Source organism: Pseudomonas sp. MDT1-17 (assembly GCF_054898105.1).
Genome location: NZ_JBUBVM010000001.1, coordinates 1,687,476 through 1,703,070, shown reverse-complemented (window position 1 = coordinate 1,703,070; position 15,595 = coordinate 1,687,476). Strand labels below are relative to the sequence as shown.

The 15,595-nt window shown below is 57.2% G+C and carries 14 protein-coding genes; 5 read left to right on the top strand and 9 right to left on the bottom strand.

Annotated features, from left to right (window positions below; translation table 11 throughout):
- Positions 1–1,254, bottom strand: coding sequence for an AAA family ATPase (locus tag ACYZTX_RS07655; RefSeq protein WP_462033555.1), 1,254 nt, complete (start codon positions 1,252–1,254; stop codon positions 1–3).
- A gap of 379 nt (positions 1,255–1,633) precedes the next feature.
- On the opposite strand from ACYZTX_RS07655, the gene ACYZTX_RS07650 reads away from it, so the two are divergent.
- Both ACYZTX_RS07650 and ACYZTX_RS07645 read left to right on the top strand, forming a co-directional pair.
- Positions 1,634–2,119: a BRO-N domain-containing protein gene (locus ACYZTX_RS07650; RefSeq protein ID WP_462033554.1), complete on the top strand. Its 486-nt coding sequence runs from the start codon at positions 1,634–1,636 to the stop codon at positions 2,117–2,119.
- Positions 2,120–2,219: 100 nt separating this feature from the next.
- Positions 2,220–2,423, top strand: coding sequence for a hypothetical protein (locus tag ACYZTX_RS07645; RefSeq protein ID WP_462033553.1), 204 nt, complete (start codon positions 2,220–2,222; stop codon positions 2,421–2,423).
- A 10-nt stretch (positions 2,424–2,433) separates the two neighbouring features.
- Here the strand turns inward: ACYZTX_RS07645 and ACYZTX_RS07640 are convergent, their stop codons facing one another.
- Positions 2,434–2,619 carry a hypothetical protein gene (locus tag ACYZTX_RS07640; RefSeq protein ID WP_282377029.1) on the bottom strand — a complete coding sequence of 62 codons (186 nt, stop codon included), beginning with the start codon at positions 2,617–2,619 and terminating at the stop codon, positions 2,434–2,436.
- Between the two features lie 392 nt (positions 2,620–3,011).
- Between ACYZTX_RS07640 and ACYZTX_RS07635 the strand changes: the two genes are divergently transcribed.
- Entirely contained in the window at positions 3,012–4,637 is a 1,626-nt protein-coding gene (locus ACYZTX_RS07635) for a glucan biosynthesis protein D (RefSeq protein WP_462033552.1), read from the top strand.
- Between the two features lie 63 nt (positions 4,638–4,700).
- Here the strand turns inward: ACYZTX_RS07635 and ACYZTX_RS07630 are convergent, their stop codons facing one another.
- From ACYZTX_RS07630 to ACYZTX_RS07620, 3 genes are all read right to left on the bottom strand, one after another.
- The gene (locus ACYZTX_RS07630; RefSeq protein WP_462033551.1) at positions 4,701–5,807 is read right to left on the bottom strand and encodes an NADH:flavin oxidoreductase/NADH oxidase; all 1,107 of its coding nucleotides are present in this window, start codon (positions 5,805–5,807) and stop codon (positions 4,701–4,703) included.
- A gap of 278 nt (positions 5,808–6,085) precedes the next feature.
- Positions 6,086–7,795 (bottom strand): single-stranded-DNA-specific exonuclease RecJ, encoded by a 1,710-nt coding sequence (recJ, locus tag ACYZTX_RS07625; protein ID WP_462033550.1) that lies wholly within the window; start codon positions 7,793–7,795, stop codon positions 6,086–6,088.
- A gap of 66 nt (positions 7,796–7,861) precedes the next feature.
- Positions 7,862–8,404, bottom strand: coding sequence for a YaeQ family protein (locus ACYZTX_RS07620; RefSeq protein WP_007897614.1), 543 nt, complete (start codon positions 8,402–8,404; stop codon positions 7,862–7,864).
- Positions 8,405–8,551: 147 nt separating this feature from the next.
- Here ACYZTX_RS07620 and ACYZTX_RS07615 point away from each other — a divergent pair, with 147 nt between their 5' ends.
- A complete protein-coding gene (locus ACYZTX_RS07615; RefSeq protein ID WP_462033549.1) occupies positions 8,552–9,751 on the top strand; it encodes a CaiB/BaiF CoA transferase family protein in 1,200 nt (399 codons plus the stop codon).
- The gene (locus tag ACYZTX_RS07610; protein ID WP_462033548.1) at positions 9,732–10,658 is read left to right on the top strand and encodes a TIGR02285 family protein; all 927 of its coding nucleotides are present in this window, start codon (positions 9,732–9,734) and stop codon (positions 10,656–10,658) included. Before ACYZTX_RS07615 ends, ACYZTX_RS07610 begins: the two co-directional genes overlap by 20 nt.
- 170 nt (positions 10,659–10,828) lie before the next feature.
- Here the strand turns inward: ACYZTX_RS07610 and ACYZTX_RS07605 are convergent, their stop codons facing one another.
- The 4 genes from ACYZTX_RS07605 to ACYZTX_RS07590 form a co-directional block, all read right to left on the bottom strand.
- Positions 10,829–11,116, bottom strand: a complete 288-nt coding sequence (locus tag ACYZTX_RS07605) for a DUF3509 domain-containing protein (RefSeq protein ID WP_461974037.1) — start codon at positions 11,114–11,116, stop codon at positions 10,829–10,831.
- 162 nt (positions 11,117–11,278) lie between these two features.
- Positions 11,279–12,637 (bottom strand): transporter substrate-binding domain-containing protein, encoded by a 1,359-nt coding sequence (locus tag ACYZTX_RS07600; RefSeq protein ID WP_462033547.1) that lies wholly within the window; start codon positions 12,635–12,637, stop codon positions 11,279–11,281.
- A gap of 120 nt (positions 12,638–12,757) precedes the next feature.
- Complete coding sequence (thrC, locus tag ACYZTX_RS07595) at positions 12,758–14,167, bottom strand: threonine synthase (protein WP_462033546.1); 1,410 nt, start codon at positions 14,165–14,167, stop codon at positions 12,758–12,760.
- Between the two features lie 66 nt (positions 14,168–14,233).
- A complete protein-coding gene (locus ACYZTX_RS07590; protein WP_462033545.1) occupies positions 14,234–15,538 on the bottom strand; it encodes a homoserine dehydrogenase in 1,305 nt (434 codons plus the stop codon).
- Positions 15,539–15,595: the final 57 nt, after the last annotated feature.

The following is a 15,595-nucleotide window of genomic DNA, read 5'->3' as shown; positions in this document are numbered from 1 at the left end:
TCAACCCCGCCTTATCAACGGCAACCCACGATAACGACCTTCAAAGTAGCGTTTCTCGACATCCTCCCCTTCCCGCCCTTCAAAATCGTAAACAGAAAAAAGGCAGGTTGCACCGTTAGCGTCTCTTTCGGTGATCCAGAACTGATCGCGCCGAAGCGCTTTGGCGTTCATTAGGTGAGTGTCGTGAGTGGTAAAGATCAGTTGGGTATTCAACCCACTGTCCAGGTGTTTCTCAATCAGGTCAGCGACTATTGAGGGGTGAAGGCTGCTGTCCAACTCATCGACTGAAAGAATCCCGCTCCCATCGGAGTGATTGATCATGAACCAGGGCAGCCAGAATCCGATCAGGTTTTTCGTACCACCGGACTCCTCTGAAAAATCAAACTCCGCTTTGCCTAAAAGACTCGTATGCGTCAGGGTTACTTTGTCTTTTTGGGCTGCTGCGAAGAACTCTTTCAGTGTGAGTTTTTCAGTCCGCTGAACGGACTCCGCGTCTTCGGTATTGAGCCGGATCGCTGACACCGGGACATCCACTTCCTTTAGAAAGTCTTGTAAATCATGTGTGTAATCCGATGCCATCCGAAGAAATCTGATGGACGCTGCTGACAGTCCCATCATGTTGTTCTGCTCAATAACGAGTAGACCTGCTTGAAACCAGCTAAACGGCCCCCGCAACTGAGTCAACTCTTCGCTACTGTTCGCAACCGCCTGCGAAATAAACAACATCTTGGGGCTCGTCAGACGCCGCCAAGCGTTGTGCACCTCTTTACCGCCCTCAAGGCTTGAGCCAAAAACATAATGCTCGCTCTCATCAACAAAGCGACGCGAATACAACAGCATTTCTTTACCTTTGGAATAGGAAACCAATTGTTCCTCGATAATCCGCTGCGCCGTCATGCGTAGAACAAACCGATACCTGAACCCGTGTTGAATGAAGTTGTACTCAAAAGAACTGGGTTCGTTTTGGAGTTGCGGATCAAACCGAAACGGCGAAACCGGTAGCGGTTCATCATTTGATGTAGGTATTGAAGCGAGCAAACTCCCCATGATCCCCATCGCCCGGATGAGCGAAGATTTACCGGATGCGTTCGGTCCGTAAATCGCCGCCACCTTCAACAAATCAGGCAGTTTTTCTCCATTTACGATTGGCGTGAACACGTTGCGCTTTTTGCTCAAGCGCGGCGTCGCAGCCATGGACAGGGTTTGTTTGTCACGGAAGGAGCGATAATTGGAAACTGAAAATTCGATCAACATGTAGCAACCCTGCAGTTCGTTCCTGAATGCAGGAAAAACTATAGGAAAAACCACGGCTGTGATGCTGCTTCACCGCACTTCAGGAAAAAACAGGAAATTCCTACAGATCAAGCCTTCCAGAAAAGACACTGATTCCTACAACACGCGGCGCCAGAGTAGACTTGGCGCCGCGAGCTCCTGAACGATAGGCTTTACCTCGTCGCTGCCAAATCAGCGACCCGGGGTCGAAGCCGGAACACTATCAATATGGCGCATCCGCGCTCTCCTATGAGTGGCGGCTCCCTTTTTCATCCTGGAGTCGAAAAATGCTTGAGCACATCCAAAATCCATCTGAAGTCGTCATAACAAAAAGCCGTCTCACCATCGCGGGAGGCAGGCCATGACCCATCCTCATTTCATCCCCTGCGTCTTCACCCGCCACAACCGTTTCCTCCACGCCTTCATGCAAGACAACCAAGCCTGGTTCTGCGTCCAGGACCTTGGTCGATTGATGGGGCGTTCGATGGACCAACGCCTCACCCTGAAACTCGATCCCGATCAACGTCGATATGTCTGGCTGCTCAAGAATGGGAAAACAGTCGAATCACTGATGGTCAGCGAATCAGGGATGTACGCCCTTCTGGTGCACCATTTCGTCCCGAAAAACCGAAACCTGCGCCAATGGTTGAGCAACGTAGTCATCCCAATGCTGCGGGATTCTAAAGCGGCATCTGTGGAAAACGCTCCTAGCCTGAGTTCGTTGCAGTGGGCCGGGATATCGGTGCCGCTGCTGCATTGGCAGCATCAGGCCTGGATCAAGTGGCGGGACATGCCTGATCTGATGCAAGCACAACGGCCGTTCAAGATCATGGGCACTTGCAGTTGAAGGTAAGGTAAAGAAATGAAAAAGGGGCAGACTTCACAGTCCGCCCCTTTGGTTTGGCTACACCTATTCAATTGCCCTCCTGAATGAGTAATCCGCAGCCATGAGCAAACTGTGCATCAGCAGCCAAAGCGTTGTAGAAGTGATTCCAAGTGATAACTCCTTTGCAGAAAAGTATCTGCGACAGACCATCGAACAAAAAGACATCGCTGCTCGCCACCAAGCAATCCACGAAGGCATCACCGACGCCGATGCAGGAAAATTGACCCGCCTGGCCACCGTAAAAGCCAAATGGCCTTCACGGTAACCATCCTCGGTCAAAACCGCGAAACACTCCTCATCGCATCCACCAGATACCGCATCGCAATCTGGTCGCTTTCCGACAGCTCTCGATAGCGCTCTAACAATTTCATTTCGTCCGAACTGAGCCGACGCCTTCGCCGCCCGGTCGCCAGGCAGGGAAAGATTCCTAACAGTTCGGTGATGCCTTGTACTTTCGACATGGACGATGTCCTTCTATACGTCAGAGAAAACTTCAAAAACCGCATCGCCCTTTCCTTTTCATTAACCACCGGCCTGAAGGGCAGAAACCGGTCATGAACACAGAATAGGAATTAAATCGGCGCTGAAAAGTGGTTTTTAGAGTAATTAGTCAAAAAAAGCAGAAATGCCCTATAAATCAGAAAGTCCTGTCGGAATTGTTAACCGACATTTCTTGTTTCATTGCCGCGCTGTCATCACGCCATCAATCATTTTTTCTCCGCAACCGAACGGTTTAAGCTATTTGTTATCTGTGTAATGTCCGTTGCGTTTGGCCGAAGGCATGTCCGAACCTCCATTTTTGATCCAGCACGTGCCAGGAACGGCGCGGGATTGTTCACGACAGGTTGTACTTATGCACCGCAGGAATTTGCTCAAAGCATCCATGGCCATCGCTGCCTACACCGGATTATCCGCCACCGGTCTGCTGGCTGCGCGGGCCTGGGCCGGTACCAGCGCGGCGGATGGCGAGGCTCAGGCGTTCGACTTCGAAGCGCTGAAGATCCAGGCCAAGCAGCTCGCCGGCAATCGATATCAGGACACCAAGCAGGTGCTGCCGCCGACCTTGGCGACCATGACGCCGCAAAATTTCAATGCGATCCGCTACGACGGCAACCATTCGCTGTGGAATGACCTCAATGGTCAGCTGGATGTGCAGTTCTTCCACGTTGGCATGGGTTTCAAGCAACCGGTGCGCATGTACAGCGTCGATCCCAAGACGCGTCAGGCACGAGAGGTGCATTTCCGCCCGTCCCTGTTCAACTATGAAAAAACCACGGTCGACACCAAGCAGCTCAAGGGCGACCTGGGGTTCTCCGGGTTCAAGCTGTTCAAGGCCCCGGAGCTGGACCGGCACGACGTGTTGTCCTTCCTCGGCGCCAGCTATTTCCGTGCGGTAGATGCCTCGGGCCAGTACGGTCTGTCGGCACGCGGTCTGGCGATTGATACGTATGCCAAGAAGCGTGAAGAATTCCCCGACTTCACCAAGTTCTGGTTCGAGACCCCGGACAAGGACAGCACCCGCTTCGTGGTCTACGCACTGCTGGACTCGCCGAGCGCCACCGGCGCCTACCGTTTCGACATCGACTGTCAGGCCAGCCAGGTCGTCATGGGCATCGATGCCCACATCAACGCGCGCACCGCCATCGAACAACTGGGTATCTCGCCGATGACCAGCATGTTCAGCTGCGGCACGCATGAACGACGCATGTGCGACACGATTCACCCACAGATCCACGACTCTGATCGCCTGGCCATGTGGCGCGGCAACGGTGAGTGGATCTGCCGCCCGCTGAACAACCCGGCCACCCTGCAATTCAATGCCTTCGCCGACACTGATCCGAAAGGTTTCGGCCTGGTGCAGACCGATCATGAGTTTGACAGCTATCAAGACACCGTCGACTGGTACAGCAAGCGCCCGAGCCTGTGGGTAGAACCTACGACCGCGTGGGGTGAAGGCTCTATCGATCTGATGGAAATTCCTACGACCGGCGAAACCCTCGATAACATCGTCGCATTCTGGACCCCGAAGAAACCGGTCGCGGCCGGTGATTCACTGAACTACGGCTACAAGCTCTACTGGAGCGCTCTGCCGCCAGTGAGTACGCCGTTGGCGCGGGTCAACGCCACTCGTTCGGGCATGGGCGGCTTTATCGAAGGCTGGGCCCCCGGCGAGCATTACCCGGAGGTTTGGGCTCGACGGTTTGCCGTGGACTTCACGGGCGGCGGCCTGGATCGCTTGCCGGAAGGTGCGGGGATCGAGCCGGTGGTCACTTGCTCGAATGGGCAGGTGAAGGATTTCAACGTGCTGGTCCTGGATGACATCAAGGGCTACCGCATTACCTTTGACTGGTTCCCGACCAATGACAGCGTGGAGCCTGTGGAACTGCGGTTGTTCATTCGCACCCATGACCGGACGTTGAGTGAAACCTGGTTGTACCAGTACTTCCCACCTGCACCGGATAAGCGCAAGTACACCTGACGGCTGTAGAAATACAAAAGCCCCGGTCAACTCGACCGGGGCTTTTTGGTTTTACAGCGTCAGTCAGTCACGCAAATCCGACTCGTGAATCGGCTGATCCCGATGCGTCGCCCGTTGATACTGCGCCGGCCAGATGGCCTTGCGCCCTCCCAGGTCATCATCGGCATGCAGCGGCCAGTAGGGATCACGCAACAGCTCACGGGCCAGGAAGATGATGTCAGCCTGGCAGGTACGCAGAATGTGCTCGGCCTGCGCCGGTTCGGTAATCATTCCTACAGTGCCGGTGGCAATGCCTGACTCCTTGCGCACGCGTTCGGCGAAGCGAGTCTGATAACCGGGACCTGTAGGAATCTCGGCATTGGCCGCGGTACCGCCCGACGAGACGTCAATCAGGTCTACGCCCAACGCTTTGAGGCGTCGCGCCAGCTCCACGGTCTCATCCGGGTTCCAGCCGTCCTCCACCCAATCGGTGGCCGACACCCGCACGAACAGCGGTAGTTCTTCAGGCCACACCGCCCGCACCGCTTCGGTGACTTGCAGCACCAGCCGGATTCGATTCTCGAACGAACCACCATATTGATCGCGCCGCTGATTGCTCAAGGGCGAAAGAAACTGATGTAACAGGTAACCGTGGGCGGCGTGTACTTCGACTACTTTGAAACCGGCGGTCAGTGCTCGCTTGGCCGAAGCGACAAAGGCCTGAATAACCTCAGCAATCTCGCCTTCATCGAGCTGTTTGGGGTGTGTGTGCTGCGGGTCGAAAGCAATCGGCGAAGGGCCCACCGGAACCCAGCCACCGTCTTCGGGTTTGACGCTGCCATGTTGACCAATCCATGGCCGATGGGTGCTGGCCTTACGCCCGGCGTGAGCCAGTTGAATGCCGGCAACCGCGCCTTGGGCGGCAATGAAGCGGGTGATGCGTTGAAGGGGTTCGATCTGTTCGTCATTCCACAAGCCGAGGTCTTCGGCGGTGATGCGGCCATCGGCAGTGATCGCCGTGGCTTCGGTAAAAATCAGACCGGCCCCGCCGACAGCGCGGCTGCCCAGGTGGACCAGGTGCCAGTCATTGGCCAGGCCATCGACGCTGGAGTACTGGCACATTGGCGATACGGCAATGCGATTGAGCAGGGTCAATTGGCGAAGAGTATAGGGTTCAAGCAGCAGACTCATGGGGCACCTCTCGAATCAGTGGGCAGGCTCCAGGGTTCTGTTTGAAAAGTCGACGAGTGACAGGAAAAAGGTGCAGCACCCGCCCCCGCGGGCAAAAATTCGACAAGACGTCACAAGGATAATCAAGCAGTGCTTAGAGCCTAGTCGACAACGGGGGATGAGGGAGGGTTCATAGAAATTCGGTGTGAGGGAAATCGCCTTCGCGAGCAAGCCCGTTCCCACAGTGGATCTGCGTCGAGCACAAAACCAATGTGGGAGCGGGCTTGCTCGCGAAGGGCTTAACGCGGTTCGATGTGGGCAATCATCAACTGCACCGTCTCGTTGCCACGAAACTCGTTGAGGTCGAGTTTGTAGGCCAATTCCACCCACTTGATGGTGGGATTCGGCCAGATGTCGCGGTCGATTCCGAAGGCAATGCCATCCAGCTTCACCGAACCGCATTCGCTTTTCAGCACTACTTTAAGGTGCCGCTCGCCGACGACGCGCTGCTCGACCAGCTGGAACACCCCATGAAACAACGGCTCCGGAAAGTGCTGCCCCCATGGGCCGGCATGACGCAAGGCGCGAGCCAGTTCCAGATGGAATTCCTCGACCGCCAGTGTGCCGTCCGACAGCAGGCGCCCGGTCAGGTCTTCTTCGCGCAATTGCCTACGCACTTCTGCGTCAAAGGCTTCGGCGAACAACGGAAAATTCGCTTCGGGCAACGTCAGGCCGGCGGCCATCGCATGGCCGCCGTATTTGCTGATCAGATTCGGATGCTGCGCCGCCACCACGCTCAACGCGTCGCGAATATGAAAACCCTGAACCGAACGCCCCGAGCCCTTGAGCAAGCCTTCGCCTGCATCGGCAAAGGCGATAGTCGGACGGAAATAGCGATCTTTCATACGCGATGCGAGGATTCCGATGACACCCTGGTGCCACTCGGGATCGAACAGGCACAAGCCGAACGGCATCGACTCGACCGGCAAATCCTTCAGTTGAGCCAGCGCTTCACGCTGCATGCCCTGCTCGATGGATTTGCGGTCCTGGTTCATGCCGTCGAGCTGAGCCGCCATTTCACGCGCCAGAGCGGCGTCTTCGGTGAGCAGGCATTCGATGCCCAGGCTCATGTCATCCAGACGACCCGCCGCGTTCAGACGTGGGCCAACAATGAAACCCAGGTCGGTAGAGGTGATGCGCGTGTGGTCACGTTTGGCGACTTCGAGAATCGCCTTGATCCCCGGCCGCGCGCGCCCGGCGCGAATCCGTTCCAGACCTTGGTGCACCAGAATCCGGTTGTTGGCATCCAGCGGCACCACGTCGGCGACGCTGCCCAAGGCCACAAGGTCCAGCAACTCGCCGATGTTCGGCTGCGGCTTGCTCTCGTACCAACCGAGGCTGCGCAAACGCGCACGCAGGGCCATCAGCACATAGAAAATCACCCCGACGCCGGCCAGCGCCTTGCTCGGAAACTCGCAACCCGGCTGGTTCGGATTGACGATGGCATCGGCTAATGGCAGTTCATCGCCGGGCAAGTGGTGGTCGGTGACCAGCACCTTGAGCCCGGCCTTTTTTGCCGCCGCCACGCCTTCGACGCTGGAAATACCGTTGTCGACGGTGATCAGCAGTTGCGGCGTGCGGGTCAGCGCCACTTCGACGATTTCCGGCGTCAGGCCGTAGCCGTACTCGAAACGGTTCGGCACCAGATAGTCGACGTGCGCCGCGCCCAGCAGTTGCAAACCCAACATGCCGACGGTACTGGCCGTCGCGCCATCGGCGTCGAAGTCACCGACGATCAGAATCCGCTGACGCTGTTCCAGCGCCGTCACCAGCAAATCCACGGCCGCATCGATACCTTTGAGCTGCTGGAACGGGATCAACCGTGCCAGGCTCTTGTCCAGTTCAGCCTCGGACTGCACGCCCCGCGCCGCGTACAGACGGGTCAGCAGCGGCGGCAGGTCACCGAGGAATGGCAGGGTGTCGGGCAACAGGCGAGGTTCGATGCGCATGGGGTGACAGGTGCTTCTCTTGAATACGTAGGATAAAACCGGATAACGCAGGTTAGCTGCGAATAATCAGCCGCGTTCGCCGCTCAGCCACTGCAACTGAACTTCATGCTGACCACGGTCGTCGGTGACGAAAATCGTCCCTTCGCTGATCATCACGTCCCACTTGATAACGCGGGGCATGTCCTTGGCCAACGTTTCCAGCACTTCCTGCGGAACAGCCGCGATGTGCACGTTTTTCAGGTTTTTGATCGCCGGGATCACTTTGGTTTCCCAGACGCGCAGGCTGCCGTAGGCCAGCAAGCTAGTGCGCTCGGTGCGACGCGAGCACCACGTCAGGCGATCGGCGTCTGGCTGGCCGACTTCGATCCAGTGCAGAACGCGGTCGTCCAGGCTTTTTTCCCACAGGGCAGGTTCGTCCACGTCTGACAGACCGCGACCGAACGACAGCTGCTCGTTGTACCAGAAGGCGTAGGCCAGCAGCCGCACGGTCATGCGCTCTTCGGTTTCCGAAGGGTGACGAGCAATGGTCTGCTTCACGCTCTCGTACACACTGCGGTCGAGGTCGGTAAGGTTCAGTTCAAACTTGTAGGTTGTGGACGGCTGGGCCATGAACGGGCTTCTTGATACGGGGAAAGGCGGCAAGTCTAACCGATGCGGTAGGCAATCCACGAATTGAAGGCGATCAACCTTGGTCGTCTGACGTTCGGCTATGTTAAAACGCTGTATTCGCTCAACCTCTGTCCTACAGGATTCAGCATGCCGCTCACCGGAAAACCGCTCTCAGGTCTGAAAGTCATTGAATTGGGTACGCTGATCGCCGGGCCGTTTGCCTCGCGGATTTGCGGCGAGTTCGGTGCCGAAGTGATCAAAATCGAGTCCCCCGATGGCGGCGATCCATTGCGCAAATGGCGCAAGTTGTATGAAGGCACTTCGCTGTGGTGGTTCGTTCAGGCGCGCAACAAGAAGTCCCTGACGCTGAACCTGAAACACCCCGACGGCCTGGCGATTTTGAAAAAACTGCTCAGCGAAGCGGACATCCTGATAGAGAATTTTCGCCCGGGCGTGTTGGAAAAACTCGGTCTGGGTTGGGAAGTCTTGCACGCACTGAACCCGAAACTGGTGATGGTGCGTCTCTCGGGCTTCGGTCAGACCGGACCGATGAAGGATCAGCCAGGTTTTGGCGCCGTCGGTGAATCCATGGGGGGTCTGCGCTACATCACTGGTTTCGAAGACCGACCACCGGTGCGCACAGGAATTTCTATCGGTGACTCGATTGCCGCACTTTGGGGTGTGATTGGCGCACTGATGGCCCTGCGTCATCGCGAAGTCAACGGCGGCCTCGGCCAAGTGGTGGATGTGGCGCTGTATGAAGCGATCTTCGCCATGATGGAAAGCATGGTCCCCGAGTTCGACGTGTTCGGTTTCATCCGCGAGCGCACCGGCAACATCATGCCGGGCATTACGCCCTCCTCGATCCACACCAGTGCCGACGGCAAGCATGTGCAGATCGGCGCCAATGGCGACGCGATCTTCAAACGTTTCATGCTGATCATGGGTCGCGACGACCTGGCCAACGACCCTGCGTTGGCGAGTAACGACGGACGCGATAGCCGTCGCGACGAGATTTATGGGGTGATTGATCGCTGGGCCAACTCACTGCCGCTGGACGCCATCATCGAGCAGTTGAATCAGGCCGACGTACCGGTCAGTCGGATCTTCAGCGCTGAAGACATGTTCAGTGATCCACAGTACCTGGCCCGGGAAATGTTCCTGAAAGCCAAGTTGCCGGACGGTAAAGATTTCAAGATGCCGGGAATAGTGCCGAAACTCTCTGAGACACCCGGCACTTCGGAATGGGTCGGGCCGCAGTTGGGCGAACACAATGCGCAGGTACTCAACGATCTTGGTTACGACAAGGAACAGATCGCAAAGCTGCGTGAAGACGGGGCGATCTAAGCTGAAACGCCTGCTCTCATCAGCACTCGATTACGCCCGCGGCGGGTGGGCGTTGGCGATGCTCGTATTTCTGTCGGGCCTGAGCTCATCCGTTTCAGCGTACCCCAAAGAGACGCTGATCTGGTTACTGCGTGATTTGCCGCCAACGATGATTCTCGAAGGTCCGAAAAAAGGTCAGGGGATCATTGATGAATTGCTGCCGCTGTTGATCGCCGGCATGCCGCAATACGAACACACCCTGATGCGGGTCAACCGCGCCCGTGGCATGCAAATGCTTCACGAAGAGTCGTTTACATGCGATCCCTCGTTGGTCTGGACCAAGGAGCGAGAACAATGGATTACTTTCTCGATTCCAGCCTTCCGTGCCGTGAGCAATGGCCTTGTCGTTCGCAAGGAAGATCGACGGGTGCTGGTACCCTTTCTTGTCGACGGTGAAGTCGATCTGGCGGCGATGCTGGCCAGTGGTCGAAAGAAAGTCGGTGTCGTGGCCGAACGCAGTTATGGCCAGTTCCTCGACACGCTGCTGAAACAGGCACCGCCCAACGCGCTGACACCCCATCACGGCAACGACGCGCTTGGCAGTCTGTTACAGATGCAGCGCCTGGGCCGTTTGCAGGTTGTCTTGGGTTACTGGCCGGAAATCCGCTATCAGGCCAATCAGGAACATATTGCGGACGACCAACTGGAGTTCTATCCGGTCAGGGGCACGGGCAAATACTTGTCCGGGCACATCGGCTGCTCCCATTCGCCCCAGGGCCGACAGGCGATCACCGAGATCAACCAGCTCTTGCGCACATTGCCGCGCCAGCGACTGGATCAGTTATACGCCGACTGGCTGGATCCGGAACGCCGCAGCGATTACTTAAAAGAAACCAAGGCGTTTTTCGAGCATCAGGCGCAGCAATGACAAATCGCAGGCAAAAAGAAACCCCGAGAAGTGGGGAGACGACTCGGGGTTAAACGTGGCCTACATAAAGACCAGTAACAGCAAGCTACAAGCACCGGAGCACAATGCTTGATCCTGCTGTTACATGGTCTGACTGACATTGGCGCAGGAAGGTTCCCACAAAAAACAATTCAATTTCGATTGGCCAGGATCTTGTCTTGAGCCGCATTGCGCAACGCCGCTATGACGCAGGGTTCCAGCCGACCTTCGGCGATCAGCACGTCGCGATGCAATCCGTCGACCACATCCGTCAGTAAACGTTTGCTGGTCAACTGGGCCTGATTGAACGCGCGTTCGACCACGATAGCGCCGGACGCATTCTTCAGTGTCACCAGGCATTCGCCATGGGTCCCTGACGGGGTCAACGTAACCTGATACGGGCTCAGAGCCTCACCGAGCAATAGACTGATACTTTCCATCTCGATCACCACTCAATAGTCCGAAAACAAAGTGCCTGGGGCGTGCCTACAGTAAATGACCCCTGGCCCGAGAAGAAAGTTCTGGATACCGACTGCAGGTGAACCTGCGCCTCTGGTCGAAAGAGCATGCACGGCGAAGATGACAGAGAGAAAACAGTCGCGTCAGGCCTGCCTCTTGCGCTTGTCGATATCGGTCCATCCCCCCAGCAGACCACGCAATTGCCCATTGGCACTGTAAAAAGGCACCGTCCACTGATAGATATGCCTGACGCCGTTGTTGAACATCAATTGACGTTCACTGAAACGGGGCTTGCGCGTTCCAAGTTGGGCCATGAACTCTGCATGCAGCAGATCGGCAGTCGCTTTGGGCAAGACATCCTGTTCAATCAACTGTCGTCCCTGAACCTGGTCGAAACGAGTCGACAAGCCCTCTTCATAACTCTTGTTGCACATGATCAAACGCCCTTCCAGATCACGAACAAACATCGGATCGGGCATGGCGTCCATCAACGCATGCTGGAAGGCAAGCTGATCACTCAGGCTTTTCTCGGCATCCAGACGCTGCTGGATCAATACCGTGAGCCGGCGGTTCCAGAGCAGAGACAGCAGGCCGAACAGACTGACGATAAACATTCCCCAGCAGCCCCACTGGGTGAGCCGGTGCCATTTGCCGGGCACCTGAACGGGGGCAACCCCATTGAGCCATTTCAGGCGAATCGCGCGCAACTCGGCAGGAGGAAACGCCTCAAGCGCCTTGTTGAGGATACTTGTCAATTGCGGCTGACCTTTGCGCACAGCCAGGTGGTCCGCCTCCCATTTGCCCTCCACCGCATACCCCACCTTGAGCTGACCGGACGGATAGAGTTGTGCTCCGATTTCGTTTTCGATGGTGGCATAGGCCTCACCGCTTTCGACCAACGCCCGGGCCTCCGTATAGGTTTTAACCGAGCGCAGATCGATGTCCGGATTGTCGCGGCGAATCGTAGCCTCCAGCGCATGCCGCGTCGGCAACACCAGAACCTTTCCCGACAGCTGCTCCAAGGATTGCACCACTGGCGCGCCGGCCCGCCCGACGAACACCCAGCCAGCGCCACCGAACGCATGACTGAAATCCAGAAACGTCTTGCGTTCGTCATTCATCGCCAGCGTCGTGCTCATGTCCGCGGCACCGCTTTCCAGCCGTCCAAGCAGCTGATCGGTAGAAAACGACTCTTCATGAACAAACTGCAATCCCGTCATGGCGCTGATGCGGTTGAGCAGATCATTGTTCAAGCCGCTCCAGTGGCCGCGCTCATCCTTGAACAGGTACAGCGGATATTGCACCGAGGCGACGATGACTTGCGAATGCTCGGCAATCCATTCAAGTTCCTGAGCGTCCAGCTCGATCGCTGTGTTGACGACGGATCCCTTGGGCTCGGAAGCCGTCAATTGCGATGCGCCCCCCCATTGAGCAAAGCCCAGGATACCGACCAAAAAAAACATCCAGCGCGCGGCTGGTTTTAACCCTTTTAAAAACAGCATTACCACTTCCTTCGCGATCAACTCGCCCGTCCCTCATGGGCGAAAACGCAACAAGTGTGGCATGCAGAAATGAAAAAGCCCGTCAGGAGACGGGCTTCAAAATGTGACAGTTTTAATTGGTTACAGAGGCTTGCCGCGGTTGCCATGCTGACTGACAAAGGCCTGGACGGCTTTCAGGTCATTTGGCAGCACGGTGCAGCGCTCATCTCGCTCAAACAAATCAGAAAGATGTGCAGGTAGTTCGAGCGCTTTTCCTACGCCTGCTTTTTCCACGGCGTCCGGAAATTTGACTGGGTGGGCCGTACCGAGGATCACCATTGGGATATCCAGGTTGCGACGGCACTCGCGTGCAGCCTTCACACCGATGGCCGTGTGCGGATCCAGCAGTTCGCCGGTTTGCTCGAAGACTTCGGCGATGGTTTCGCAGGTTTGCGCGTCATCCACGGCCAGCGAATCGAACAGTTTGCGAGCTTCGGTCCAGCGCTCCTCTTCGACGCTGAAACCGCCACCCTGCTTGAAGGTGTCCATCAAACCGGCAATCGCTGCGCCGTTGCGACCGTGCAGATCGAACAGCAGGCGTTCGAAGTTCGACGACACCATGATGTCCATCGACGGCGACAGCGTGGCGTGCAGCGTTTCCTTGACGTACTGATTGCCGCTCATGAAGCGGTGCAGGATGTCGTTGCGGTTGGTGGCGACGATCAACTGGTTGATCGGCAGGCCCATGTTGCGTGCCAGGTAACCGGCGAAGATGTCGCCGAAGTTGCCGGTGGGCACCGAGAAGGACACCGAACGTGCCGGACCGCCCAACTGCAGCGATGCGTGGAAGTAGTAAACGATCTGGGCCATGATTCGCGCCCAGTTGATCGAGTTCACCGCCACCAGACGCGTGCCTTTGAGGAAGCTCTGGTCGGCGAAGCTGGCCTTGACCATTTCCTGGCAGTCATCGAAGTTGCCTTCGATGGCGATGTTATGAATGTTCTCGCCGAAGATCGTGGTCATCTGGCGACGCTGCACTTCAGACACGCGGTTGTGCGGGTGCAGGATGAAGATGTCGACGTTTTCGCAGTGTTTGCAGCCTTCGATGGCGGCCGAACCGGTATCACCGGAGGTCGCACCGACGATCACCACGCGTTCGCCGCGTTTTTCCAGCACGTAGTCGAGCAAGCGACCGAGCAGTTGCAGGGCGAAGTCCTTGAACGCCAGGGTCGGACCGTGGAACAGCTCCAATACCCATTCGTTGCCGTTCAGCTGACGCAGCGGTGCGACGGCGTTGTGCGAGAACACAGCGTAGGTTTCTTCGAGGATTTTTTTGAAATCGGCATCGGGGATGCTGCCAGCCACGAATGGGCGCATTACCCGGAAGGCCAGCTCGTGATACGGCAGGCCGGCCCACGAAGCGATCTCTTCCTGGGTGAAACGTGGCAGGCATTCCGGCACATACAGGCCGCCGTCAGTGGCCAGACCGGCCAGCAGAACGTCTTCGAAATTCAGGGCCGGTGCCTGGCCGCGGGTACTGATATAACGCATGACTGGCTCCAATAGACAGTGTTCGCAAACCCGGGCCCGCACGCGAGCCCGGTGAACGATAACGGCTTAGTTCAGGTGCTCGACGCGGATCCGTACGACCGGACCGACCACACCCGCCAGAGCTTCCAGGGCGGCGATTGCGTCGTTCATGTGCTGTTCCAGCACGCGATGAGTCAGCAGAATCATCGGCACCAGGCCGTCGTGTTCTTCGACTTCTTTCTGCATGATCGATTCGATGTTGATGCCGCGCTCCGACAGGATGCTCGCGACCTGAGCCAACACGCCCGGGTGATCCTTGGCCTGAATGCGCAGGTAATAGGAGCTTTCGCAAGCTTCGATCGGCAGGATCGGGTGGGCCGACAGCGAATCCGGCTGGAAGGCCAGGTGCGGCACGCGGTTTTCCGGATCCGAAGTCATGGCGCGAACCACGTCCACGAGGTCGGCAATCACTGACGAAGCGGTTGGTTCCATGCCAGCGCCGGCGCCGTAGAACAGGGTCGAACCGGCAGCATCGCCGTTGACCATCACCGCATTCATCACGCCGTTGACGTTGGCGAGCAGGCGATCGGCCGGGATCAGCGTCGGGTGCACACGCAACTCGATACCGGCAGCCGTGCTGCGAGCCACACCGAGGTGCTTGATGCGATAGCCCAGCGCTTCGGCGTAGTTCACGTCAGCGGTGGTCAGCTTGGTGATGCCTTCGGTGTAGGCCTTGTCGAACTGCAGCGGGATACCGAACGCGATGGACGCAAGGATCGTCAGCTTGTGGGCCGCGTCGATGCCTTCAACGTCGAAGGTCGGATCGGCTTCGGCGTAACCCAGGGCTTGCGCCTCGGCAAGTACGTCTTCGAAGGTCCGGCCCTTTTCGCGCATTTCGGTGAGGATGAAGTTACCCGTGCCGTTGATGATGCCGGCGACCCAGTTGATACGGTTGGCGGACAGGCCTTCACGGATCGCCTTGATCACCGGAATACCACCGGCCACGGCAGCTTCGAACGCAACGATCACGCCCTTCTCGCGGGCCTTGGCGAAAATTTCGTTACCGTGAACGGCGATCAACGCCTTGTTCGCGGTTACCACATGTTTTCCGTTCTCGATCGCTTTGAGTACCAGCTCACGGGCAACGGTGTAGCCGCCCACCAGCTCTATGACGATGTCGATCTCAGGGTTCGTGGCCACTTCGAAGACATCGTTGGTAATCGCAATACCGGTCGTCTGGAACTGAGGCTTTGGCGTGCGCATGGCAATTTGTGCCACTTCGATTCCACGCCCGGCACGACGAGCAATTTCCTCGGCGTTGCGCTGAAGTACGTTGAAGGTACCGCCACCGACGGTCCCTAACCCACAGATGCCTACTTTGACCGGTTTCACTGTGAACTCCCCATAAAACGGCCGACTCAAGGCCGGCCGTGAAAACAACCGCATGCT